This window comes from Amycolatopsis sp. EV170708-02-1 (genome assembly GCF_022479115.1).
GTDB lineage: Bacteria > Actinomycetota > Actinomycetes > Mycobacteriales > Pseudonocardiaceae > Amycolatopsis.
In genome coordinates, this window is record NZ_CP092497.1 from 2,591,926 (window position 1) to 2,614,731 (window position 22,806).

Genomic DNA, 22,806 nt, shown 5'->3' on the forward strand with positions numbered 1-22,806 from the left:
GGATGAAGGAGCGTTGAGTGCCGGAAAACGATGCCCCGATGTGGCCGTCGGACGACAAGGACAGCTCATCCACCGAGCCCAAGGGCCCGAAGGGGGAGGGCGAGGCCACCGTCTGGCTGCCGATGACGGGGCTGGCGAACGGCAAGACCGAAGAGCTGTCAGTGCCGAAGGTCACACCCGAAAGTGGCTCCTGGTTCCAGCCCGTCGTCGAGGTGGAGGAGGAACCGGACGTTCCGGTGACCCCGACGCCGAAGTGGTCCGCGTTCGAGCCGGCGACGCCGGTCGAGCCCGAAGCGCCGAAGACGGTCTTCGTCCAGCCCGTCCAGCCGCAACAAGCGGACAAACCGGACTGGGATCAGTTCGACCGGCGTGACCAGGAGCCCTCGAGACCCGAGCCGCGGCCCGAGCCCCCGGCCCAGGAATCGCCGCGCCGTCCCGAGCCGGCCAGGGTCGAGCCGCCGGCGCCCGCGCCGGTCCCGTCCGCGACCATGCACGCGCGCCCGGTCCGCATCGAGCCCGCCGAAGAGCGCTTCGACTCCGAAGCGACCGTCGGGATCCAGAAGCCCGAGCCGCCGTCTCAGGAGCCCCCGGCCGCCGAGACGGAGTCCGCGCCCGCGCCGAAGCCGAAGCGCAAACGCAAGGCCCTGCTGATCACGACGCTGGTCGTCGTCCTGCTGCTCGCCGGGATGGGCGGCGCCGCCGCGATGCCGAAGGTGTCGAACCGGCTCGGCCTGCCCTGGGCGCCGAACGCGCCGAAGGGCGAGATCCCCAAGCCCGCCGGGGTCACCCGGGTCCTGCACGGGCCGGACATCAACGGCGCCGGGCCGACGAAGGAAGGGCTCGCGGCCGCGCTGGCCGGCCCCGCCGGTGCGCCGGATCTGGGCACGCTCACCGGCACCGTCGTGGACGCGGCGTCCGGCGAGGTCCTGTGGGACAAGAACTCCGGCACCCCGCTGACCCCGGCGTCGACCACGAAGATCCTCGTCGTCGCGGCCGCGCTGCTGTCGATGGAGCACGGGACGCAGTTCTCGACCAAGATCGTCCAGGGCGCGGAACCGGGCACGGTCGTCCTCGTCGCGGGCGGCGACCCCTCGCTGACCGCGCTGCCGCTGGGCACCGATTCGCCGCTGTACCCGGGCGCGGCGCACGTCGACGACCTCGTCGCCCAGGTCAAGAAGGCCGTCGGCGGCAAGATCTCCAAGGTCCAGCTGGACATCAGCCTGTTCAAGGGGCCGACGGCCGCGAAGGGCTGGGACCCGGAGGACACCGCCGCCGGGAACACCTACATGGCGCCGGTCCTCCCCGTGATGGCCGACGGCGGCCGCACCGACCCGAAGAACGACCACGCGCCCCGCGTCGCGAACCCGGCCGCCGCGCTGACCCAGAAGATCGCGGGGAAGCTCGAAGCCCAAGCCGGCGGCACGACGACGGCGCCGAAGGACGCGAAGGTGCTCGGCGAGGTCAAGTCGCAGCCGCTGACCGAGTTCGCGAACTCGCTGCTGCAGCTCTCGGACAACCTGATGGCCGACGTCCTCGCCCGCCAGATCGCACTCGCGAAGGGCGCCGAGCCGTCGTTCACCGGCGGCGCGACCGCGACGATGGACGTGCTCAAACAGGCCGGTTTCGATCTCACCGGGGTCCAGATCAACGACGGCAGCGGACTGTCCGACCAGAACAAGATCCCGGCCAAGGTGCTCGGCGAGATCCTCGCGGTCGCGGCGGCGCCGGACGGCAAGGACCCGAGGACGCCCAAGCTGCGGCCGCTGCTGGCCGGTCTCCCCGTCGCGGGTGGCAGCGGGACGCTGGAGAAACGCTACGGCGATCCGGCCTCGGCGGCGGGCCGGGGCTGGGTGCGCGGCAAGACCGGCACGCTGTCCGGGGTGAACACCCTCGCGGGCGTGGTGCTGGACACCGACGGCCGGATGCTGGTGTTCGCGCTGATGTCGTCCGGTTCGGACCAGAACAAGGGCAGGGCCGCGCTCGACGTCGTCGCGGCGACACTGCACAAATGCGGCTGCAGGTGAGCGACCGGAATCGGAGCGTGAGGAAGTCGGGACGGAAACCGGTCTTCCAGCGGGTAGCGTCATAAGAGTGACTGAGGAAACGCCGACCAAGACACGTTCGATGGTCGACTGGTCCCTGGCCGCCTCGACGGGCGCCCTCCTGGTGCGTGGCGGTCCGGTGGTCGACCGCGAAGAGGCCGAAGAAGCCGTCGCCGAGCTACGTGACCTGACGAGCGAGGCCGAGGGGCACGTCCGCGAGCTGACCGGGCTCGGCCTCGACCTGCCGCTGCTGCCCGCCGAAGTCGTCGACAGGCCCGGCTGGGTCCGTTCGGCCGCGGCGGGGCTCGACGCGCTCACCGGTCGCGCGCTGCCGGAAGCGCAGGGCGGCCCGCTGGCGCCCGTGCTGGCCGGTGGCGCCGGCGTCCAGACCGGTCTGGTGCTCGCCTTCCTGGCTTCCCGCGTGCTCGGGCAGTACGACCCGTTCGGCGGGCCGGACCGCGCCGGGCAGCTGGTGCTCGTCGCGCCGAACGTGGTCGCCGCCCAGCGCGCGATGGACGTGCCGGGGCACGACTTCCGGCTGTGGGTCTGCCTGCACGAATGCACCCACCGGCTGCAGTTCACCGCGGTCACCTGGCTGCGCGACTACTTCGCCGACGAGGTCGAGCGCCTGATCGGCGGGCTCGCCGGACGCGACGCGGACGGGCTGAGCGATCTGGTCGGCCGCCTGCCGGACACCATCAAGCAGATCGGCAAGGGCAAGGCGGGCGGCGCCGGTCTCGCCGAGCTCCTGCAGTCGCCGAGCGAACGGGCGGTGTTCGACCGGTTGCTGGCCCTTTCCACGTTGCTGGAGGGGCACGCCGACTTCGTGATGGACGCCGTCGGACCGCGGGTGGTGCCGAGCGTCGAGCTGATCCGTTCGCGGTTCACCGCCCGGCGCAAGGGTGGCGGGCTGATCGACCGCGTCCTGCGCAGCCTGCTCGGCGTGGACGCGAAGCTGCGCCAGTACGAGCAGGGCGCGAAGTTCACCAAGCACGTCGTCGACGCCGTCGGCATGGACGGCTTCAACGCCGTGTGGACGTCGCCGAACACGCTGCCGACCAGGGCCGAGATCAGCGATCCGGCGGCCTGGGTGCGGCGCCTGCACGGGTGAGCGGACCGCATCCGGCGATCGCGGCCGTGCGGGCGGCCGTGCGGGAGTTCCTCACGTCGGCGAGCCCTCGCGAGGAGGTGTGCGTCGCGGTCTCCGGCGGCGCGGACTCCCTGGCACTGACCGAAGCGGCCGCGTTCACCGGCGCCAGGGCGGGACTGAAGGTGCGGGCGCTCGTCGTCGACCACGGCCTCCAGGACGGCTCCGCCGAAACCGCCGCCCGGGCCGCGGACACGGCACGAGAACTGGGCGCCGACACCGCCGAAGTCCTGAAAGTGCGCGTCGAGGGCGCGGGCGGACCGGAAGCCGCCGCCCGCCGGGCCCGTTACGGGGCCCTGCGCTCGGCGCTGCCGGACGGGCACGGTCTCGTCCTGCTCGGTCACACCCTCGACGACCAGGCCGAAACAGTCCTGCTCGGCCTCGGCCGGGGTTCCGGGCCGCGCTCGCTCGCCGGGATGCGGCCGCTCGATCCGCCGTGGGGACGGCCGCTGCTCGGCGTCACCCGCGCCACGACCCGCCGCGCCTGCGAAGCGCTCGGCGTCGACCCGTGGCAGGACCCGCACAACGAGGACCCGCGGTTCACCCGTGTCCGGTTACGGACGGAAGTACTGCCCCTTCTGGAGGAGGTGCTGTCCGGAGGTGTCGCGGCGTCGCTCGCGCGCACGGCCGCGCAACTGCGCGAAGACACCGAGGCGTTGGACACACTCGCGGACGAGGTCCACCTGCGTGCCTTCACCGGCGAAGGGCTCGACGTCGCGGTGCTCGCCACCGAACCGCCCGCGCTGCGGCGACGCGTCCTCCGCAGGTGGCTGCTGGACTCCGGGGTCCGCGAACTCACCGACGCCCATCTGCGTTCGGTCGACGCGCTGGTGGGGAACTGGCGGGGTCAGGGCGGGGTCTGGCTACCCGGCGACTTGGTGGCCAAGCGGGCGCATGGCAGGCTCTCCCTCGAAGCACCCCAGTCCACCACCTAGAGGGGAACGTCCCGTGTACGAAGGCGAGATCGCCTCCGTGCTCGTCACCGAGCAGCAGATCAACGACAAGATCGCCGAGCTGGCCGCACAGGTCGCCGCGGACTACCCGGCCGACGGCCCCGGCTCCGGGCAGGGAGACCTCCTGCTCGTCGGCGTGCTCAAGGGCGCGGTGATGTTCATGACCGACTTCGCCAGGGCGCTCCCCCTTCCCTCCCAGCTCGAGTTCATGGCGGTGTCCTCCTACGGCTCGGCGACGTCGTCGTCCGGCGTGGTGCGGATCCTCAAGGACCTCGACCGCGACATCGCCGGCCGCGACGTGCTCATCGTCGAGGACATCGTCGACTCCGGGCTGACCCTGTCCTGGCTGCTGAAGAACCTCGCGAGCCGGAACCCCGCTTCGCTGGAGGTCGTCTCGCTCCTGCGCAAGCCGGAAGCGGTCAAGGTCGACGTACCGGTCAAGTACATCGGGTTCGACATCCCGAACGAATTCGTAGTCGGATATGGCCTGGACTACGCGGAGCGTTACCGGGACCTGCCCTACATCGGCACCCTGGATCCGCACGTTTACACGTCCTGAGAACCGCTTGCCCGTTCGCGGGGGAATGCGGAACCCTGAGCGCGGCGAACACGTCATAGGCTGCGATCAAGTGCGTTAACCTATGCGAAGACCTTTGCCACGAAGCCGTCGTGGCCTGGCCCGGGGGAAACGGAGAGAGCTCAGATGGGGAACAGCAGCCTGGCGGACGCGAACGCGTTCAAGAACGCCGCGGCTCAGGGGCAGGTCGGGATCGACCCGGACGCGGCCCAGACCGCACTGAACAAGATCCGCACCGGCAAGGACGCCGTCGAGGCGCTGCTCCACAGCGCCGGCGACCTCGGACAGGCACCGAAGCTGGGCAACAACCCGGTCGGCAACGCGATCGCGGCGAAGGTCGCGAACCGTGCCGACGGCGGCGGCGACTCCTACACCGCCGCCCTCCAGAACCTGTACCAGCAGTACGAGGCGGCCGAGTCCGGCATCGTGACCGCGATGGCCCGTTACCACGAGATCGACCAGGCCGCGGCCGAGCCGTTCCGGAACGTCTGAGGGGGAGTCAGAAAGCCATGCCACCGAAGCACAGCGCCGACTCTTACGGCGAGAGCAACACCAGCGGCACGCCGGTCCAGCTCGGCGACAACTCGGAAGCCGCGAACATCGTGTCCTCCGCGCGGGGCCGTTCCGACGGGTTCGACATCGGCGCGGACCGCGCCATCACCAACCCGCCGAACTGGGAAAGCGCGCCGAGCAGCCAGGACCTGTGGAACCAGGCCAACCTCGGCAACGACCCCAGCACGGCGACCGCGATCAGCCAGTCGTGGGGCGCGCACGGCAGCAAGCTGAGCCAGGCGTCGAACGACCTCTACAACGCGATCTCCGAACTGGGCTCCGCCTGGATCGGGCAGGGCGCGGCGGCCGCGCAGGGTTCGCTGGTCGCCATCGCGAACTCGGGTTCGCAGGCCTCCGAGGCCGCGCACACGATGTCGGACAGGCTCCAGAAGCAGGCCGACGCCGCCACCAAGGTCAAGCTCATGCCGAAGCCGACCGACTACAGCCCCGAGAAGGCCATGGGCCAGGCGCTGGCGGCGGGCCCGGTCGGCATGATCACCGACCAGAAGCCCCTCGCCGACCAGGACAAGGAAGTGCGGGCGGAGCAGGCCAGGTTCCTCGAGGCCTACACCAAGGAGATGAGCGAGGTCGACAGCTCGACCCCGAGCTTCGGCCCCGAATCCCTCGGTATGAAGCCGACCGCTACGCACAACAGCGCTTCGTTCAGCGGTGTCGGCAACATCGCCGCCGGTGGCCTCAACTCCGGCGCCGTCTCCGGCACCCCCGTCCTCGCCGGCACGCACGGCTACGGCGGCGCGCAGGGCAGCGGCGCGGCCCCGATCCACGCCGGTCCGGACTCGGGCGTCTTCTCGCAGGCCGGTTACAACCCCGCGGCGAACGTCCCGGCCTCCGGTGTCGCGCCGGGTGCGGGCGTCGCCTCCGGCGCCGGTGCCCCGATGACCCCGCACGCCCCGGCGAGCGGCGGCAACGGGATGGGCCAGGCCCTCACCGCGGCCGGGCTCGGCGGCGCACTCGGCTACGCCGGTGCCAAGGCGCTCGGCCAGGGCAACAAGTCCGGCGCCAAGGACACCGACAGCACCGACGCCGCGGCCACCGAGAAGGGCGGGCCCGCGCAGAGCGCGGCGTCCCAGGCCGTGCCGCAGCAGGGCATCGTCTCCTCCAGCGGCACCATCGGTGGTGGCCCCACCCCGCCGATGCAGGGCATGGGCGGCGGCATGGGCATGGGCGCTCACGGCGCGCAGGCCGAGCAGGAGGAGGAGCACACGCACGCGTCGTTCCTCATCGAGCCCGACCCGGACGACGCCTTCGGCGCCAACGAGGCGACCCCGCCGCCGGTCATCGGCGCCTGGACCGAAGACGACGAACGCTAGAACGGTTTTCACCGGGCGCGCGGCCGATCCGGCCGCGCGCCCGCTGACTTGTTTGGGGGCGGAAGATGGCGAACGGTGACCTGCTCACCCCGGTCGAGCTGGACTTCCTGTGGGAGAGCGCGAACGCCGGAGAGCTGCCGTACCCGCTGCGGCTCCGCTCGCACGGGGCCACCATGGACGAGCGCGGCGCCCTGCGCACACAGACCCTCCAGTCGCTGAACCAGCGCCGCCTCGCCGACGAGCGCGGACGTCCCGAGCCGCATATCGAGGACTACTTCGGTGTCCTCGCGAGGCCGGACCTGAGCCTGGACTGCGTCCAGCTCAACAACCCCAACACCGAACCGCTGCTCGCGGTCGCGTCGCTGCTCGGCGGCCAAGGCCTGCTGACGGTGCAGGATCCGCGCGGTTTCCACTTCCACCCCATCGCCCCCGACGGTCTCGCGAGCGCGATCGTCTCCCTCCTGCCGCCGGGCACCCGTGGCACGGAGAAGTCGATCACCCTGCCGCTGGACGGGCTCGTCGGCGCTTCGGGGGCGGACTTCCTCCAGCGCCGCCAGCCGCAGATCGACGGCACGGCGACGTCCGACGAGGACCGCAAAGCCCTGTCGCGCCTCCAGGCTCAGCCGCGGCTTCGCGGTGGCCAGTTCGGCGCGAACGCGCGCAGCAAGCACGGCACCCGGAGCCGGTCTTCGGTGCTCAGCTGGTTCGACACGCAGTCCGGCCGGTACTTCACCCAGGCCACCCGCGGCGCCGACGGACGGGACTGGATCACCATCGCGCCCGCGGATCCGGCGACCTTGCGGCACCGGCTCACGGAGATGCTGGGGAAGATCGCGGCCGAGGCTTCGCTGTCGCGCTGACACTTGGCGGCCGGGCGCTGACCGCATCCGGACGACGACTGTCGTACCCCTTCGCTATCGTGAACCGTCTGGGCGTCCCGAGGCCCAGAAGCCGAGGTGCCGGGAGGGCACGGAGCAATGCACCAAGAACACTTCACGCCGATGGCGTTCGACTTCCTCTGGGAGTCCGCCGAGCTCGGCGACCTGCCATACCCGCTGCGCGTCCGGTCGCACGGCGCGACCGAGCTCGAACGGCGGGCCCTGCGCCAGCGCGTCGACAACGAACTCCAGGCCCGCGGCATCCGCGACGGCCGGGGACGGCTGGAGCGGAGGATCGAGGACTGGCTGTACCTCCTCGCCCGCGGTTCGCTGACCATCGACGCGCTGCACATCCCCGACTTCCAGGCCCCGACGATCGCCGTGCTCGGCGCCACCGACGGCCGCGACGGGGTAATCGCGATCCAGGACCAGTCCGGGATCTGGCTGCGGGAGGCGCCCGCCGACGGGCTCCCGACCGCGGTCGTCGACCTGCTACCCCCGGGGCAGCGCGGTTCGGAGGCGTCCATCACGCTGCCGATCGACGACGCCCGCCGCACCGAGCCGATCCGCGCCGCCATCAACGCGACGAAGCAGTCCGAAGAGCCCGAAGCGGCGAAGGCGCGCCGCAAGGACAAGCCGCGCGTCTCGCTCAGTGAACGCATCACCGCGGACCCGCGCGAGGCATTCGGCAAGCTCACCGGCCAGCCGAGGCTCCGCGGCGGTCAGCTCGCAGCGAACAGCCGGTCCCACGTGGGCGCCAAACAGCGCTCCCGCGTCCTCGGCTGGTTCGACACCGCCAGCGGCCGCTATCTCAGCACGTCACAGGCCGGTCCGGACGGTCGCGAATGGGTCACCGTCTCACCCGCCGACGTCAAGACGCTCCGCATGCGGCTGGGTGAAATGGCCGCCGGTGTGGCGGTCGACACACGCTAGGCTCCCGCCCCGGGAACCCTCGCGAGGCGTCCGCCGTTTACGTCCGAGAGGCTCACCACCCTCATCCGTCCAGGCGGGCGGTATCCTGAGGGGCGGGTGTCGGAGCACCATGGGTCGTCAAGATCGTGATGGCGGGTATCACAGGAGCCGCCCAACCAGGAAGGGTCGAGGCCACCAGGGCCGAGTCGTATGAACCGGAAGAGCGTGCTCAGGAACCCAGTGCTCTGGATTCTCGCGGCGGTACTGGCGTTTCTCGCATACAACACGATCTTCGACAGTGATCGTGGCTACACCCAGGTGCCGATCTCGATCGCGAACCAGCAGATCACCGCGAACAACGTCAAGGAAGCCTCGCAAGAGGACAAGGAGCAGCAGATCAAGCTGCTGCTGAACAAGAAGATCGAGGTCGACGGCCAGCAGGTCGACCAGATCATCGCGCAGTACCCGGCGAACGTCGCGGGCACCATCTACGGCCAGCTCATCGGCCTCAAGAGCGGTGACAACCCGGTCAAGTTCACCACCAAGGTCACCCAGCAGAACGTCCTCACCCAGATCCTGATCTTCGCCATCCCGCTGGCGCTGGTGCTGGGCCTGCTGATGTGGATGATGAACAACGCGCAGGGCGGCGGGAACCGCGTCCTCAACTTCGGCAAGTCGAAGGCCAAACAGCTCAACAAGGACATGCCCAAGACGACCTTCGGGGACGTCGCGGGCGCCGACGAGGCCGTCGAAGAGCTGTACGAGATCAAGGACTTCCTGCAGAACCCGGCGCGCTACCAGGCGCTCGGCGCGAAGATCCCCAAGGGCGTCCTGCTCTACGGGCCGCCCGGTACCGGTAAGACGCTGCTCGCGCGAGCCGTCGCCGGCGAGGCGGGCGTGCCGTTCTACACGATCTCCGGTTCCGACTTCGTCGAGATGTTCGTCGGTGTCGGCGCCTCGCGAGTCCGCGACCTTTTCGAGCAGGCCAAGCAGAACGCGCCCTGCATCATCTTCGTCGACGAGATCGACGCGGTCGGCCGCCAGCGCGGCGCCGGCCTCGGCGGCGGCCACGACGAACGCGAGCAGACGCTGAACCAGCTCCTCGTCGAGATGGACGGCTTCGACGCGCGCGGCGGCATCATCCTGATCGCCGCGACCAACCGTCCCGACATCCTCGACCCGGCGCTCCTGCGCCCCGGCCGCTTCGACCGCCAGATCCCGGTGTCCGCGCCCGACATGCGCGGCCGCAAGGCGATCCTCGAAGTGCACGCCAAGGGCAAGCCGATCGCGCAGGGCACCGACCTGAGCAGCCTCGCCAAGCGGACCGTCGGCATGTCCGGCGCGGACCTGGCGAACGTGCTCAACGAGGCCGCGCTGCTCACCGCCCGCCAGAACGGGCACGTGATCACCGACGCCGCGCTGGAAGAGTCCGTCGACCGCGTCGTCGGCGGCCCCGCCCGCAAGAGCCGGATCATCTCCGAGAAGGAGAAGAAGATCACGGCCTACCACGAGGGCGGGCACGCGCTCGCCGCGTGGGCGATGCCGGATATCGAACCGGTCTACAAGCTGACGATCCTGCCGCGCGGGCGCACCGGCGGGCACGCCCTGCTCGTCCCGGAGGACGACAAGGAGTTGATGACCCGCTCGGAGATGATCGGGCGCCTGGTCTTCGCGATGGGCGGCCGGACCGCGGAGGAGCTCGTCTTCCACGAGCCCACCACCGGTGCCTCCTCCGACATCGAGCAGGCGACGAAGATCGCCCGCGCGATGGTCACCGAATACGGCATGAGCGCCCGGCTCGGCGCCGTCAAGTACGGCCAGGAGCAGGGCGACCCGTTCCTCGGCCGCTCGGCGGGCCGTCAGGCGGACTACTCGCTGGAGGTCGCGCACGAGATCGACGAGGAGGTGCGCAAGCTCATCGAGACCGCGCACACCGAGGCGTGGCACGTGCTGAGCACCTACCGCGACGTGCTGGACGAGCTGGTCATCGAGCTCCTCGAAAAGGAGACGCTGACCCGCAAGGACCTCGAGCGGATCTTCGCGACCGTCGAGAAGCGTCCGCACATCACCATCTTCAACGAGTTCGGCGACCGGAAGCCGTCCGACAAGCCGCCGATCAAGACCCCCGGCGAGCTGGCCATGGAGCGCGGCGAGCCGTGGCCCCCGCCGGAGGAGAAGAAGGAGCAGCCGGTGCTGCAGCCGGCGCCGACCCCGGTCGGCACCGCGCAGGGCGGCGGCGACCTTCCCGGCGGCCCGCCGTACACGCAGCCCGCCCCGCCGCCGGACCCGAACGCCAACCCGTACGCTCCTCCGCCGCCGGGCGCCTACCCCAACGGCGGTCGCCCCAACGGCGGGCCGAACGGCACCGGTCACTGGCCCCAGGCATATGGTGGGCAGCAGCCGGGCGGACCGGCAGGCGGTTACCAGGGTGGGCCCGTAGGCGGCCCGCCGAACTACGGGGCTCCTCCCGGATGGACCCCGGCCACGCAGCCGGGCGGCCAGCCGAACCAGCCCTGGCGTCCCGCCGAAGACCGCCCGCGCGACGGCTGGTTCGCTGACCAGCCCGGCGGTCAGCAGGACGAAGGACAGCAACGGCGTGACGACGGACAGGACGACACCAAGCGATAACGGCGACCGCCCGGTCTTCGACCAGGACCGGGCCGAGAAAGCCGTACGCGAACTCCTGCTCGCCTGTGGTGAGGACCCGGACCGGGACGGTCTCTTGGAGACCCCGGCCCGGGTCGCTCGCGCTTACCGGGAAATGTTCGCCGGTCTCTACACCGAACCGGACCACGTCCTGGACCGCACGTTCGACGAGGCACACGAAGAACTCGTGCTCGTGACGGACATCCCGATGTTCTCGACCTGCGTACCCAGCAAGCAGACGGTGAACGCGGTCGGTGGCCGGAAGCAAGCGGCCGAGGTTGAAGTCGGTGACAAGCTGTGGACTCTGTCGGGCGGCAAGGTCGAGGAGACCACGGTCACCGAGATCAGCTCGCACCAGACTCGCGAGCTTGTCGAGGTCACGACCGCGGGGGAAGTTTCAAGGTCACTCCTGACCACCCTTTGGCGACGCCGAAGGGATGGATGGAGGCCAAGGACGTCGAGGGTTCCTTCATCGAGTGGACTCACGCGCGCAAGCTCAACCGGGATCGATGGAAGCCGAAGTTCGGATACGACTTCGGCTACGTCATCGGTGCGACCTGCTCGGACGGGACCGTCGCCGAGCGCTACGTCTCCTTAGTGGTGAACGACCGTGACTTCGCGAAGAAGTACGCCGAATCGCTCTACCGGGCCTTTGGGATCGAGGCGAAGCTCGAACCGGTCACGCGGCCGTCGGGCTATCTGGAACGTGATGTACCCGGATTCCGGGTGCGAGTCGTCTCGTCGTTCCTCGCGGATCTGATGCGGCAGTACGTCGGCGGCGATGCCCACCATCAGCGGCAGCGCTTCCCGATGGTCGTGCTCAATGACTTGAGCACGTTCAACGGCTTTCTCGACGGGTACGTGGACGGGGATGGCTTTCGGCACAAGAAGATCGCGGGCAGAACGATCGTCAGTGCGAACATTCCCTTCCTGGAGGATCTGGCCACGGTCATCGGGGCACGTTTCACCCCTCGGACAGGGGGAATCGCTTCGCAGCTCTACGTGGCTGACAGCTGGTTCCGGCGGCACGGTTTCCCGCAGGATGACTACACAACCGATCTGATCGAGTCGGAGTACGTCGAGGTCGAGTCGGTCCGGCCGGTGAAGGCAACGGGAACCAAGCCCTACACCGTGTACAGCTTCAAATGTGAGCCTCACCCGACCTTCCTGATCGCCGGGCACCTGACGCATAACTGTGAACACCACCTCGTGCCCTTCCACGGTGTCGCCCACGTCGGCTACATCCCGAACGGCCACGGCAAGGTCACCGGCCTGTCCAAACTGGCCCGTCTCGTCGATCTCTACGCCAAGCGCCCGCAGGTCCAGGAGCGCCTCACGTCCCAGGTCGCCGACGCGCTCATGCGCAAACTCGAGCCCCGCGGCGCGATCGTCGTGGTCGAGGCCGAGCATCTGTGCATGGCCATGCGCGGTATCCGCAAACCCGGTGCCAGGACGACGACGTCCGCCGTGCGCGGGCTGCTGCAGTCTTCGGCGTCCTCGCGGGCGGAGGCGCTGGACCTGATCAAGGGCCGTCGATGACCGCCCTGCCCCGGCCCGGCCGGTGCGCGGTGATGGGGATCCTCAACGTCACCCCGGATTCCTTTTCGGACGGTGGCCGCTACCTCGGCGTCGAGCAGGCGCTGGAGCACGCGCACGAGATGTGGGCGCGCGGCGCGGATCTGATCGACGTCGGCGGGGAGTCGACGCGGCCGGGAGCGTCCCGGGTGGACGCCGAGACCGAGATTTCCCGGATCATGCCGGTGATCCGCTCCCTCGCCGCCGACGGAATCGCGATGTCCGTGGACACCACCCGCGCCGAGGTCGCCCTCGCCGCGGTCGAGGCGGGCGCGTCCGTCATCAACGACGTCTCCGGTGGGCTGGCCGATCCGAACATGGCGAAGGTCGCCGCCGAGACCGGTGTCCCGTACGTGCTGATGCACTGGCGCGGGCACAGCAAGGACATGAACGCGCTGGCGTCCTATGAGGACGTCGTCGCGGACGTGCGCGCCGAGCTGCTGTCCCGAGTGGACGAAGCGCTCGCCGCGGGCGTCGACGCCGCTGCGATCGTGCTCGACCCCGGGCTGGGTTTCGCGAAGAACGCCGAGCACGACTGGGCGCTGTTGAACGGCCTGGATTCCTTTCTGTCACTGGGTTTCCCGGTTCTCGTCGGCGCGTCGCGCAAACGGTTCCTCGGGCGCCTTTTGTCCGGAAAGGACGGAAAGCCCGCTCCGCCGGACGGTCGGGAGAACGCGACCGCGGCCGTGTCCGCGCTCGCCGCGGCGGCCGGTGCCTGGGGGGTGCGGGTGCACGAGGTCGGCGCGAGTATCGACGCCGTGACCGTCGCGGCGGCTTGGCGGAAGGGGAGTCCTGTTGTCTGACCGGATCACGTTGACCGGATTGAGGGTCTTCGGCAGGCACGGGGTCTTCGACCACGAGAAGCGGGACGGGCAGGAGTTCGTCGTCGACATCGTGGTGTGGCTGGACCTCGGCCCGGCCGCCGCGTCCGACGATCTGACCAAGACGCTGCATTACGGCGAGCTGGCGGAGCTCGCCGCCGGGATCGTGGCGGGCGAGCCGTACGACCTCATCGAGAGTGTCGCCGGGAAGATCGCCGACGAGGTGCTGCGCGACGAGCGGCTGACCGCTGTCGAGGTGACGGTGCACAAGCCGTCCGCGCCGATCCCGCTGAACTTCGACGATGTCGCGGTCACGGTGTTTTCTGCGCGCGCTGCCGAAAACGCGCCGACGGGGCGCGAGCCGGAGTCTTCCCGGCGGTTGCCGTGACCAGCGCCCCGGCATCGCGTTTTCGGGCGGCCTGGCGGCCGCGAAAGAGGGCGCGCGCGGTGAAGTCTCCGATCGCGCGCTGCGCGCACTCACAGAGACGGCGGGAGCGATGAGCCGCGCGCTGCTCTCGCTCGGCTCCAACCTGGGTGATCGGCTCGCGTACCTCCGATCCGCCGTCGACGCGGTGCGGCCCGCGGTCGTCGCGGTGTCGTCGGTCTACGAGACCAAGGCGTGGGGCGTCGAGGACCAGCCGGACTTCCTGAACGCCGTCGTCCTGGTCGACGACCCGGCGCGCGATCACTGGGACTGGCTGCGCACCGGGCAGGCCGCCGAGCGGGCGGCGGAGCGCGTGCGCGAACTCCGGTGGGGCCCGCGCACGCTGGATGTCGACATAGTGACCGTGGACGGGGTGCGCTCCGACGACCCCCAGTTGCTGCTTCCGCATCCCGGCACGCCGGAGCGCGCGAGCGTGCTGATCCCCTGGCTGGAGATCGAGCCCGACGCGGTGCTCCCCGGCCATGGTCCCGTCGCCGACCTCCTCGCTGCCCGCCCCGCCTCGGACCGCGACTCCGTCCGCCTCACGCGTTTCGTCCTCTGAATGCGGTAGTCGGCGATACGAACCACCGCGTACAGAGGACGAAACGCGCGCCGAGCGGGTGGGTGTGTGGATATAGGGACGTTGAGTGTCCCTATATCCACACACCTCTCACGCTCGGTCACCTCGCGTGGGACTGTGTGGATTTTGGTGCGTTGGATGACCAGAAATCCACACAGTCACCGCCAAGCTCCGCCGGCGTTGCGAAAGCCACTTTCGCAACGCCCACTCCACCCGCCCCCGACCCTTGCAATTAGTCGACTAATGCGGGTGGTAGCAAAGGTCCCTTGCTACCCCAGCGCGGAGCGCAGGGCGGCGATGATCCACTCCGCCTGCGCCATCTGCGACGGGAACGACGGCCAGCCGTTGATCTTCCCCAGCAGCAGCCAGTACCGCTCGGCCCGCGGGTCGGCGCTGATCGCCATCCCGTCGGTCAGCCGCTTCCGCCAGGCCGGGTCGGCTGGGTCACGGCCGTTCCGCGAAGACTGCGTGAAGATCGTCTCCGCCAGCTCGCGGCCCTCGGCAGAGTCGGGCGCGAGGCCGGCTTCGAGCGCTTCGGTCGCCCGAGCGCTCCACGCCAACCACAGCTCCTGCTGCTTCGCGCCGAAGTCCGCTTCGTCCTGCTGCCGGAGCTGCGAGTGCCACTCGCTCATCCGGCGGATGGACGCGCGGAAATCCTCGTCCTGCACGAGTTCGGCGAATTCGATCCAGGCCTCCAGCTGCTCGGGCGTCGGGTCGTCGGGCAGTTCCGGTTTCGCCGAGCGCATCCGCTCGTAGAACTCCGGATCCAGTTCGAGCCCTTCGACCATGTCCGCCCAGAACTCGTCGAGCAAACGTCTGCGGTCTTCGTCCGACATCGACGCGAGTTTGTTCATCAGTTCGACCTCCTCCAGTGGCGAGTCCCGTTTGGCCACCGCTCGCAGGACCGCGCGGCGCAGTTCCAGCCGCCGGATCTGCTCGTCCAGGGCGGCGACGTGCTGGACCGCGAGGTCCCCGATGGTCGCTTCCCTGGTCAGCGCCCGCTCAACGTCCGCGAGACCCAGCCCGAGCTCCCGCAAGGTCCGGACCAGCTCCAGGCGAGCCATAGCGGTGGCGTCGTAGAGGCGGTAGCCCGAATCGGTGCGATCGGTCGGGGGCAGGAGCCCTTCGTCGGAGTAGAAGCGGATGGTCTTCACCGGCAGGCCGGTCCGTTTGGCCAGCTCCCCGATGGTGAAAACCGCTGCGGTGCCCATATGCTTCATCGTCGACTCTCCAGTTGGTGGAGAGTCAAGCCTGCCAGGTAGCGTTGGACCATGCACTTCACCCGGCCACGTGAGCTGGCGGTGGCCGGCCTCCTGGGATTGGTACTGGCCTATCTGCTCTTCCAGGTCGCCTACGGCTCCATCCCCGCGCTTCCGCTCTTCGCCGGAATCACTCTGCTCGTCCTCGCGCTCTGCGAGACCGTGCTCGCCTTCATCATCCGTGCGCGGATCAAGAGCAACCGCGTGCTCGCCGCGATCTCCGTCGCCCGATCGGTGGCCCTCGCGAAGGCCTCTTCGCTCGCCGGATCCGCCATGACGGGGGTGTGGCTGGCGGCTTTCGCGTATCTTTTTCCGCGACGTGACGAACTCCTCGCGGCGAGCGGTGATCTCCGCTCGGCGACGGTCGGGATCGTCAGCTCGGTGGCGCTGGTAGCTGCGGCTTTATGGCTCGAACACTGCTGCCGGACCCCCGAGGGCGGCGATCGGGAGCGCGATCCCGAGCCGACCGGTTAACGCTCGAGAGGCACCGCTCGAAGTACCGACTAGGTCTCGTTCGGATTACTAGAAGGTACGGTGTTGGGCATGACCGGGGTGGGTGACGACTCGCGCGGCCGCCTTGCGGGTAGGCCGTGGCTTGTCGTCGGCTTGGTTCTCGCCGTCGGCGCGACTCTCGCATTGGTGCTTTCCGACGACCTCCGCTACTTGCGCTTGGGGATCGTCGCGGCGCTGTGGGCCGCCTTGATCGGTGCGTTCCTCGCGGTCCGCTACCGCAAGCACGTTTCGCAGAGCGAGGACGCCGTCGCCGAGGCTCAGGCCGTCTACGAGCTGGAGCTGGAACGCGAGATCGCCGCCCGCCGCGAGTTCGAGCTGGAGATCGAGGCGGAGACCAGGCAGGCCGCCGAGAGCCGCTCCCACGACGAGCTCGAAGCGCTCAGAGCCGAGGTGAGCGCCCTGCGTGAAAGCCTCCAGTCGCTCTTCGGTGGCGAGGTTCTCCTCGAACGCGTCGCGCTCACCGCGCAGGCCACCCGGATGCGGTCCCTCGACAACAAGCAGCTGATGAGCGCGGGGTCCGAGAACGGCAACGGCAAACCCCAGCTCATGGCCGCCAAGAGCACCACTATCGACGTCGACGAGCGCGAACGTGAGCGCCCGACCGAGATGATCGACCGCGTCCTCGAACCCGCCTCCGCGCGGGCGGGCACGCCGCCAGCCGCCCGCCGCAAACCGGCGAACGGCCAGGTCAACGGCACGAACGGCTACGGGCAGAGCAATCAGGTCCAGCGACCGAAGCCGGTCGACGAGTCGACTCGCCGCAGTATGCGCAAGGCGGATGCCCGCGCTTCGAAGGCGGCCGAGGCGCTCGCCGCCGAAGCCGCTCGCCGCGAGCGGCTCGAGATGTCGAACCCCGGGATGTCGCCCGCCGAGATCTCCCGGCCGATGCCGAGGGTCGACGCCCAGCGCAAGACCCCGCCGCCGGTGACGCCCGCCGAGGTGTCCCGCCCGTCGATGCCGGGTGTGTCGCGCGCCGAGGTCTCGCAGCCGTCGATGCCCACCATCGCCCGGCAGCCCCAGCGTCCGGAGCCCCCGCGCAGCGAGCCGCCGCGCCGCCCGCAGCAGTCTTCGCTGCAGCAGCGGCTCGACGCCGGCACCGTGCAGCGTCCTCCCGCGACGCGGCCCGAGGAGCAGACCCGCAAGCAGACGCCGCCGGTGAAGCCTCCGGCGCAGCCGAAGCCGGTGAAGAAGGTCGAGCCGGACCGTCCCCGGCCGAACCGCGAGCTCGGCCTGACCCGCCCCGGGATGAAGCCGGTGGAGCGGGCCCGCCCGGCCGGTGGCACGCCGCCGCCCGTGAACAAGCCGGCCACGCCGGAGCCGATGGAGGCCACCGGCGAGTGGAAGCCGTCGTGGACGCAGGAGCGCCCGGTCTCCGATCTGAGCGCGGCGTTCCCCAGGAAGGACGACTTCCAGGACCGGCTGCGTCCCACGCCGCCGGCCAAGCCTCAGCCCGCGGCCGCCCAGTCGCGCCCCGAGCCGAGGCCGGAGCCGCGTCGTGACCCGGAGCCGCCGACCCCGCCGTCGATCCCGGCCGTGTCCGAGCCGCCTCGCCGGGCCGAGCCCGTGCGGCAGCCGGAGCCCGAACCGGTGCGCCGCCCGGCCGCCGAGGCGCCGTCGCGGCACGGCTCCCCGGCGGCGGAGGAGCCGCCCGCGGTCAACCCGACGTTGCCCGAAGAGATCCGGCTGGCGCAGAACGGCGGCGGCGGACGCCGTCGCCGGGCCGCCGAGGACTCCTCGGTCTCGATCACCCCGGCCCCGAACGTCCCGGAGCCCACCGGCGGCGGCCGTCGCCGTCGTCCGGACGGGGAGCCCCCGGCCTGGCAGAGCGCCGAGTCCACCGGCGGCCGTCACGGCGGCAGGCGGGCGAAGCCGGACGACGAGACGCCGTCCCGCAATGGCTCGTCCGGGGCGTCGCACAGCCGTCCGGAGACCTCCGAGGCGGGCTCTCACGCGTCCGGTCGCTCGGTGATGGATCTGCTCGCCGCCAACGGCGCGAACGAATCCACTCCGCGGCGCAGGCGGCGCGCCGAAGACTGACCGTGTCCGACAGGCGAGCCCTGTGTGGCCGGTAGCGTCTCGGACTCCGGCTCCACGTACGGCTCGTGTCCCGTACCGACGGTAGGGTGACCCGCTGTGAGCGAGCCTTCCTCCCCGGCGCCCGGTCTCGACCGGCCACGCCGGTCTCGGTCGATCACCGTGCTGCTGCCGGTGCTCGGGCTGATCGCCGTCGCGCTGTGCGGGCTGTTCGTCTTCGGCACGGTGACCGAAAAGGTGGGCCCGCTCGCGGCGGGGATCGGCGTGCTCGCGGCCCTGGTCCCGGTCGCCGTGGTGGTCACCGCGTTCCTGTGGGTCGACCGCTGGGAACCCGAGCCGCCGAAGCTCCTCCTGCTGGCCTTCGTCTGGGGCGCGTGTGTCGCGACGATCATCGCGTTGCTGCTCAACAGCGGCGCCGAGGCCGTCGGCGATCTGCTGCTCGGCACGGGTGTCGGCGGCAAGATCAGCGGCCTGGTCTCCGCGCCGCTGGTCGAGGAGGCCGCGAAGGCCGCTTTCATCCTGTTGCTGTGGTGGCGGCGCCCGAGCGAGTTCGACGGGGTCGTGGACGGCATCGTCTACGCCGGGTTCACTGCGGCGGGCTTCGCCTTCACCGAGAACATCTATTACTTCGGCCGTGCCTTTGCCGAGCACGGTTTCGGCGACGGCACGAGCGCCGGTGTGCTCGCGGCGTTCTTCCTGCGTGGTGTCCTTTCACCGTTCACGCATCCGCTGTTCGCCGTGATGACCGGGATCGGCCTCGGGGTCGCCGCGAGCAGCAAGGTCCGCTCGCTGCGGATCCTGGCGCCGATCGGCGGTTACCTCGTCGCCGTGCTGCTGCACGCGCTGTGGAACGGCGCCGCGCTGCTCGGCGGCGCCAAAACCTTCCTGAACGTCTACTTCCTGATCATGGTGCCGCTGTTCATCGGCGTCTTCTCGGTGGTGGTCATGCAGCGCCGCCGCGAGCAGCGGATCGTCGCGGCCGCGTTGCCGATGATGGTCGACGCACGCTGGATCGCCCCGACCGAGGTCTCGCTGCTGGCCAGCCTGTCCGGACGGCGGTCGTGGCGGAAACAGGCACGGAAGCAGTCGGGACGGGAGGCGGCGAAGGCCGTCGGCCGCTATCAGGCCAGCGTGACCGAGCTCGCGTTCCTGCGGCGCGGCCAGAAGCTCACCGACGAGGCGAAACAGCGGCAGCGCGAGCTGTTGCAGGTGCTCAAGACGTCGCGGGCCGAGGCCGTCCGGCTCGCCGACGGCGCGCCGCGAGGATGACCACGGTCAGGTGAAGCTGGTCACGAGCGCCGGTTCAGACCCGGGCCGGAGGGTTACCCTCGCGCCGTCGTCTGGTACCCGCGACCGCAGAGCGGGACTGGAACGAGCTGAGGAGTTTTCGACCATGAGCGTCCATCGGCGCACGCCATGATGAGGCCCGCTCGCCTGGCCGTCGGCGTCGTTTCCGCAGGCCGTGTCGGCAGTGTCGTAGGCGCGGCGCTCACCAGGGCCGGGCACACGGTCGTCGCCGCTTCGGGCCTTTCCAACGCTTCGGTGCGCCGGGCGGAGCAGCTGCTCCCCGACGTGCCGCTCCTGCCGCCCGACGAGGTCGCCCGCCGGGCCGACCTGGTCCTGCTGGCCCTGCCGGACGACGCGCTCGCCGGGATGGTGCGCGGCCTCGTCGCCACCGGCTCCCTGCGTCCGGGACAGATCGTCGTGCACACCTCCGGATCGCACGGCATCGACGTCCTCGCACCCGCCGCCGAGGCCGGCGCGCTGCCGCTGGCCCTGCACCCCGTGATGACCTTCACCGGCCGTCCCGAAGACCTCGACAGGCTCGCCGCCTGCAGCTTCGGCGTCACGGCGGCGGAAGGTGACGAAGCGGCGTGGAACGTCGGCGAGGCGCTGACCGTGGAGATGGGCGCGGAGCCCGTCCGGGTCCCCGACGAAGCGCGAGCGCTCTATCACGCGGCGTTGGCACACGGCGCGAACCACCTGATGACACTGGTCGCCGACTGCGCGGAACTGTTGCGAGGGGCGGGAATCGCCCAGCCCGAACGCCTGGTGGCTCCGTTGTTGTCGGCGGCGTTGGATAATGTTCTGCGACACGGGGACCGGGCACTGACCGGGCCGGTGGCCCGTGGTGATCTCGGCACCGTGCGCAAGCATCTCGCGGTGCTGGCCGAACGTGGCCCCGACATCGCCCCGAGCTATCGCGCGCTGGCCAAGCGCACGCTGGCGCGCGGCGACGCCGCCGGGCTCTTGGACGCCTCGGCCGCCGCCGAGCTCACCGAACTCCTCAGTGACCCCGCCGAAGGGCAGCAAAACCAGTGACCACACCGAAATTCGCCCGAGGCACGCTGCACACCTTCCAGCCGCCGGAGCAGGTCAGCCAGGTGACGCGTGCGCTGCACGGCGTCGGCCGCAAGGTCGCGCTGGTGCCCACGATGGGCGCCCTGCACGCGGGGCACCGCGAGCTGATCCGCCGCGCGAAGCGGCTGCCGAACACGGTCGTCGCGACGTCGATCTTCGTGAACCCCCTGCAGTTCGGGGAGGGCGAGGACTTCGAGGCGTACCCGCGTCCGCTGGACAAGGACCTCGAAGTGCTGAAGGAGGACGGCGTCGAATTGGGCTTCCTGCCCAAGGCGTCGGATCTGTATCCCGAAGGGGCCACCGTCACGGTGCATCCCGGCGCGCTCGGCGACGAGCTGGAAGGCGCGGTGCGGCCGGGGCATTTCGCCGGCGTGCTGACCGTGGTGGCGAAACTGTTCAACATCGTGCGGCCGGACTACGCCTTCTTCGGGGAGAAGGACTACCAGCAGCTGGTGCTGATCAAGAAGATGGTGCGCGACCTGAACTTCGACACCCGGGTCATCGGGGTGCCGACGGTACGGGAGCGCGACGGGCTGGCGTTGTCCTCGCGCAACGTCTACCTGACTCCGGAACAGCGCGAGGACGCGATCGTGTTGTCGGCGGCGCTCACCGCGGGTGCCTTCGTCGGACGCGACGGCGCGGAAGCCGTGCTGGCGACCGCCAGGCAGACCCTCGCCGCGCGACCCGCGGTCGAGGTCGACTATCTGGAATTGAGGGGAACCGACCTCGGGCCCGCGCCCGTCGACGGTGAGGCGCGTCTGCTGATCGCGGCCAGGGTGGGGAGTACCCGGCTGATCGACAACGTCCCGGTGGTGCTCGGCGCGGCCGTGGACCATCCGGAACACGCGCCGGACGCAGGGGAATAGGGAGAGTCCACGATGTACCGCACGATGCTGAAATCGAAGATCCATAGGGCGACGGTCACCCAGGCCGATCTCCACTACGTCGGATCGGTGACCGTCGACGAGGACCTGATGGACGCGGCGGATCTGCTGCCGGGCGAACAGGTGTCCATTGTGGACGTCACCAACGGCGCACGGCTCGAGACCTACGTGATCGCGGGCGAACGCGGCAGCGGGGTGCTCGGCATCAACGGCGCCGCGGCGCATCTGGTGCACCCCGGCGATCTGGTGATCCTGATTTCGTACGCGCAGATGGAGAACGCCGAGGCGGCCGCGTTCCGGCCGCGGGTCGTCTTCGTCGACGCGGACAACCGGATCGTCGAGAAGGGCGCGAACCCGGGCCACGCGCCGGAGGGTTCCGGCCTGCTGAGCGGCACCGTGACGCTGGCCGACGACGACACGATGACCTTCCCGGTCGCCGAAACCGCCGACGCCCGCCGTCTCGACGCGCTGCTGCACGCCGAAAGCTGAGCCCTTTGCTGCTCACGGTCGACGTCGGCAACACCAACATCGTTCTGGGGCTGTACTCCGGCTCCGAGCTGGTCGGTGACTGGCGCATGCGCACCGACGCGCGGATGACCGCCGACGAGCTCGCGCTCACCATGCGCGGGCTCCTCGGCTCGCACGCGGACGCGGTCACCGGGATCAGCGCGCTGTCCACGGTTCCCGCCGTGCTGCGGGAGCTGCGCGTGATGCTTTCGCGGTACTACGCCAGGGTGCCGAAGATCGTCATCGAGCCGGGGGTGCGCACCGGCGTGCCGCTCCTGGTCGACAACCCCAAGGAGGTGGGCGCGGACCGGCTGGTGAACACCCTGGCCGCGCATCACCTGCACCCGTCCACCGCCTGTGTGGTGGTGGATTTCGGGACTTCGACCAATGTGGACGCCATCTCCGCCAAAGGCGAGTTCCTCGGCGGCGCGTTCGCGCCCGGTATCGAGATCTCGGTGGACGCGCTGGCCGCGCGGGCCGCGGCGCTGCGCAAGGTGGAGCTGGTGCCGCCGCGGTCGGTGATCGGGAAGAACACCGTGGAATGCCTGCAATCCGGCATCCTCTACGGTTTCGCCGGCCAGGTCGACGGCCTGGTGAAGCGGATCAAGCGCGAGCTTTCGCCGAGCGGGACCGACCCGGTCGCCGTGATCGCGACCGGCGGCCTCGCACCCTTGGTGCTCGGCGAGTCCGAGACGATCACCGAGCACGCGCCGGATCTGACGCTCCTGGGCCTGCGGCTGGTCTACGAGCGCAACCACGCCCCGGCCCGTTCGTGATCAAACCCGTGACTCGCGTGCTCAGAGACGTAAC

Annotated in this window: 19 protein-coding genes and 3 pseudogenes; 21 read left to right on the forward strand and 1 reads right to left on the reverse strand. The window is 70.3% G+C overall.

All coding sequences use genetic code 11. The features are described 5' to 3' along the window. The first annotated feature begins 17 nt into the window (after positions 1-17). From dacB to folK, 14 genes and pseudogenes are all read left to right on the forward strand, one after another. Positions 18-2,024, forward strand: coding sequence for a D-alanyl-D-alanine carboxypeptidase/D-alanyl-D-alanine-endopeptidase (gene dacB / locus MJQ72_RS11865; protein ID WP_240599248.1), 2,007 nt, complete (start codon positions 18-20; stop codon positions 2,022-2,024). 100 nt (positions 2,025-2,124) lie between these two features. Beyond that, the gene (locus MJQ72_RS11870) at positions 2,125-3,153 is read left to right on the forward strand and encodes a zinc-dependent metalloprotease (protein ID WP_240601309.1); all 1,029 of its coding nucleotides are present in this window, start codon (positions 2,125-2,127) and stop codon (positions 3,151-3,153) included. After that, entirely contained in the window at positions 3,150-4,124 is a 975-nt protein-coding gene (gene tilS, locus MJQ72_RS11875; protein ID WP_240599249.1) for a tRNA lysidine(34) synthetase TilS, read from the forward strand. Before MJQ72_RS11870 ends, tilS begins: the two co-directional genes overlap by 4 nt. A 13-nt stretch (positions 4,125-4,137) precedes the next feature. Further along, positions 4,138-4,701, forward strand: a complete 564-nt coding sequence (gene hpt / locus MJQ72_RS11880; RefSeq protein WP_016337783.1) for a hypoxanthine phosphoribosyltransferase — start codon at positions 4,138-4,140, stop codon at positions 4,699-4,701. A gap of 144 nt (positions 4,702-4,845) precedes the next feature. Further along, the gene (locus MJQ72_RS11885; RefSeq protein ID WP_038520899.1) at positions 4,846-5,211 is read left to right on the forward strand and encodes a hypothetical protein; all 366 of its coding nucleotides are present in this window, start codon (positions 4,846-4,848) and stop codon (positions 5,209-5,211) included. A 17-nt stretch (positions 5,212-5,228) separates the two neighbouring features. Further along, on the forward strand, positions 5,229-6,602 hold the full coding sequence (locus MJQ72_RS11890; protein ID WP_240599250.1) for a WXG100 family type VII secretion target: 1,374 nt from the start codon (positions 5,229-5,231) through the stop codon (positions 6,600-6,602). Between the two features lie 65 nt (positions 6,603-6,667). After that, positions 6,668-7,462, forward strand: a complete 795-nt coding sequence (locus MJQ72_RS11895) for an ESX secretion-associated protein EspG (protein ID WP_240599251.1) — start codon at positions 6,668-6,670, stop codon at positions 7,460-7,462. Between the two features lie 117 nt (positions 7,463-7,579). Beyond that, entirely contained in the window at positions 7,580-8,413 is an 834-nt protein-coding gene (locus MJQ72_RS11900) for an ESX secretion-associated protein EspG (RefSeq protein ID WP_240599252.1), read from the forward strand. A gap of 189 nt (positions 8,414-8,602) precedes the next feature. Next, the gene (ftsH, locus tag MJQ72_RS11905; protein WP_016337778.1) at positions 8,603-11,020 is read left to right on the forward strand and encodes an ATP-dependent zinc metalloprotease FtsH; all 2,418 of its coding nucleotides are present in this window, start codon (positions 8,603-8,605) and stop codon (positions 11,018-11,020) included. Next, positions 10,989-11,261, forward strand: a pseudogene (locus tag MJQ72_RS11910) (GTP cyclohydrolase I); the annotation flags it as partial. The gene ftsH and the pseudogene MJQ72_RS11910, both read left to right, overlap by 32 nt. A gap of 971 nt (positions 11,262-12,232) precedes the next feature. After that, positions 12,233-12,577, forward strand: a pseudogene (folE, locus tag MJQ72_RS11915) (GTP cyclohydrolase I); the annotation flags it as partial. Next, positions 12,574-13,416 (forward strand): dihydropteroate synthase, encoded by an 843-nt coding sequence (gene folP / locus MJQ72_RS11920; protein WP_240599253.1) that lies wholly within the window; start codon positions 12,574-12,576, stop codon positions 13,414-13,416. The pseudogene folE and the gene folP, both read left to right, overlap by 4 nt. Then, entirely contained in the window at positions 13,409-13,822 is a 414-nt protein-coding gene (gene folB, locus MJQ72_RS11925) for a dihydroneopterin aldolase (RefSeq protein ID WP_240599254.1), read from the forward strand. The genes folP and folB overlap by 8 nt, the downstream gene beginning before the upstream one ends. Before the next feature lie 109 nt (positions 13,823-13,931). Beyond that, entirely contained in the window at positions 13,932-14,420 is a 489-nt protein-coding gene (gene folK, locus MJQ72_RS11930; RefSeq protein ID WP_240599255.1) for a 2-amino-4-hydroxy-6-hydroxymethyldihydropteridine diphosphokinase, read from the forward strand. A gap of 287 nt (positions 14,421-14,707) precedes the next feature. On the opposite strand, the gene MJQ72_RS11935 is transcribed toward folK, so the two are convergent. Beyond that, a complete protein-coding gene (locus tag MJQ72_RS11935) occupies positions 14,708-15,649 on the reverse strand; it encodes a MerR family transcriptional regulator (RefSeq protein WP_240599256.1) in 942 nt (313 codons plus the stop codon). A gap of 60 nt (positions 15,650-15,709) precedes the next feature. On the opposite strand from MJQ72_RS11935, the gene MJQ72_RS11940 reads away from it, so the two are divergent. The 7 genes and pseudogenes from MJQ72_RS11940 (at position 15,710) to MJQ72_RS11970 (ending at position 22,772) form a co-directional block, all read left to right on the forward strand. Beyond that, a complete protein-coding gene (locus MJQ72_RS11940; protein ID WP_240599257.1) occupies positions 15,710-16,171 on the forward strand; it encodes a DUF3180 domain-containing protein in 462 nt (153 codons plus the stop codon). A 69-nt stretch (positions 16,172-16,240) separates the two neighbouring features. Beyond that, on the forward strand, positions 16,241-18,247 hold the full coding sequence (locus MJQ72_RS11945; protein ID WP_240599258.1) for a DUF6779 domain-containing protein: 2,007 nt from the start codon (positions 16,241-16,243) through the stop codon (positions 18,245-18,247). 96 nt (positions 18,248-18,343) lie between these two features. After that, on the forward strand, positions 18,344-19,513 hold the full coding sequence (locus MJQ72_RS11950) for a PrsW family intramembrane metalloprotease (protein ID WP_240599259.1): 1,170 nt from the start codon (positions 18,344-18,346) through the stop codon (positions 19,511-19,513). A gap of 138 nt (positions 19,514-19,651) precedes the next feature. Further along, a pseudogene (locus tag MJQ72_RS11955) lies at positions 19,652-20,566 on the forward strand (Rossmann-like and DUF2520 domain-containing protein); the annotation flags it as partial. Further along, positions 20,563-21,471 (forward strand): pantoate--beta-alanine ligase, encoded by a 909-nt coding sequence (gene panC, locus MJQ72_RS11960; protein ID WP_016337768.1) that lies wholly within the window; start codon positions 20,563-20,565, stop codon positions 21,469-21,471. The pseudogene MJQ72_RS11955 and the gene panC, both read left to right, overlap by 4 nt. Before the next feature lie 12 nt (positions 21,472-21,483). After that, complete coding sequence (panD, locus tag MJQ72_RS11965; protein ID WP_016337767.1) at positions 21,484-21,978, forward strand: aspartate 1-decarboxylase; 495 nt, start codon at positions 21,484-21,486, stop codon at positions 21,976-21,978. 5 nt (positions 21,979-21,983) lie between these two features. Continuing rightward, the gene (locus MJQ72_RS11970) at positions 21,984-22,772 is read left to right on the forward strand and encodes a type III pantothenate kinase (protein ID WP_240599261.1); all 789 of its coding nucleotides are present in this window, start codon (positions 21,984-21,986) and stop codon (positions 22,770-22,772) included. Positions 22,773-22,806: the final 34 nt, after the last annotated feature.

What these genes read in the sequence shown, in the direction of transcription:
- MJQ72_RS11940 (WP_240599257.1), top strand. Translation starts at nt 15,710, where the DNA reads ATGCACTTCACCCGGCCACGTGAGCTGGCGGTGGCCGGCCTCCTGGGA.
- MJQ72_RS11935 (WP_240599256.1), bottom strand. Translation starts at nt 15,649, where the DNA reads ATGGGCACCGCAGCGGTTTTCACCATCGGGGAGCTGGCCAAACGGACC.
- MJQ72_RS11900 (WP_240599252.1), top strand. Translation starts at nt 7,580, where the DNA reads ATGCACCAAGAACACTTCACGCCGATGGCGTTCGACTTCCTCTGGGAG.
- MJQ72_RS11890 (WP_240599250.1), top strand. Translation starts at nt 5,229, where the DNA reads ATGCCACCGAAGCACAGCGCCGACTCTTACGGCGAGAGCAACACCAGC.
- folP (WP_240599253.1), top strand. Translation starts at nt 12,574, where the DNA reads ATGACCGCCCTGCCCCGGCCCGGCCGGTGCGCGGTGATGGGGATCCTC.
- MJQ72_RS11945 (WP_240599258.1), top strand. Translation starts at nt 16,241, where the DNA reads ATGACCGGGGTGGGTGACGACTCGCGCGGCCGCCTTGCGGGTAGGCCG.
- MJQ72_RS11885 (WP_038520899.1), top strand. Translation starts at nt 4,846, where the DNA reads ATGGGGAACAGCAGCCTGGCGGACGCGAACGCGTTCAAGAACGCCGCG.
- folK (WP_240599255.1), top strand. Translation starts at nt 13,932, where the DNA reads ATGAGCCGCGCGCTGCTCTCGCTCGGCTCCAACCTGGGTGATCGGCTC.
- MJQ72_RS11870 (WP_240601309.1), top strand. Translation starts at nt 2,125, where the DNA reads ATGGTCGACTGGTCCCTGGCCGCCTCGACGGGCGCCCTCCTGGTGCGT.
- panD (WP_016337767.1), top strand. Translation starts at nt 21,484, where the DNA reads ATGTACCGCACGATGCTGAAATCGAAGATCCATAGGGCGACGGTCACC.
- MJQ72_RS11895 (WP_240599251.1), top strand. Translation starts at nt 6,668, where the DNA reads ATGGCGAACGGTGACCTGCTCACCCCGGTCGAGCTGGACTTCCTGTGG.
- ftsH (WP_016337778.1), top strand. Translation starts at nt 8,603, where the DNA reads ATGAACCGGAAGAGCGTGCTCAGGAACCCAGTGCTCTGGATTCTCGCG.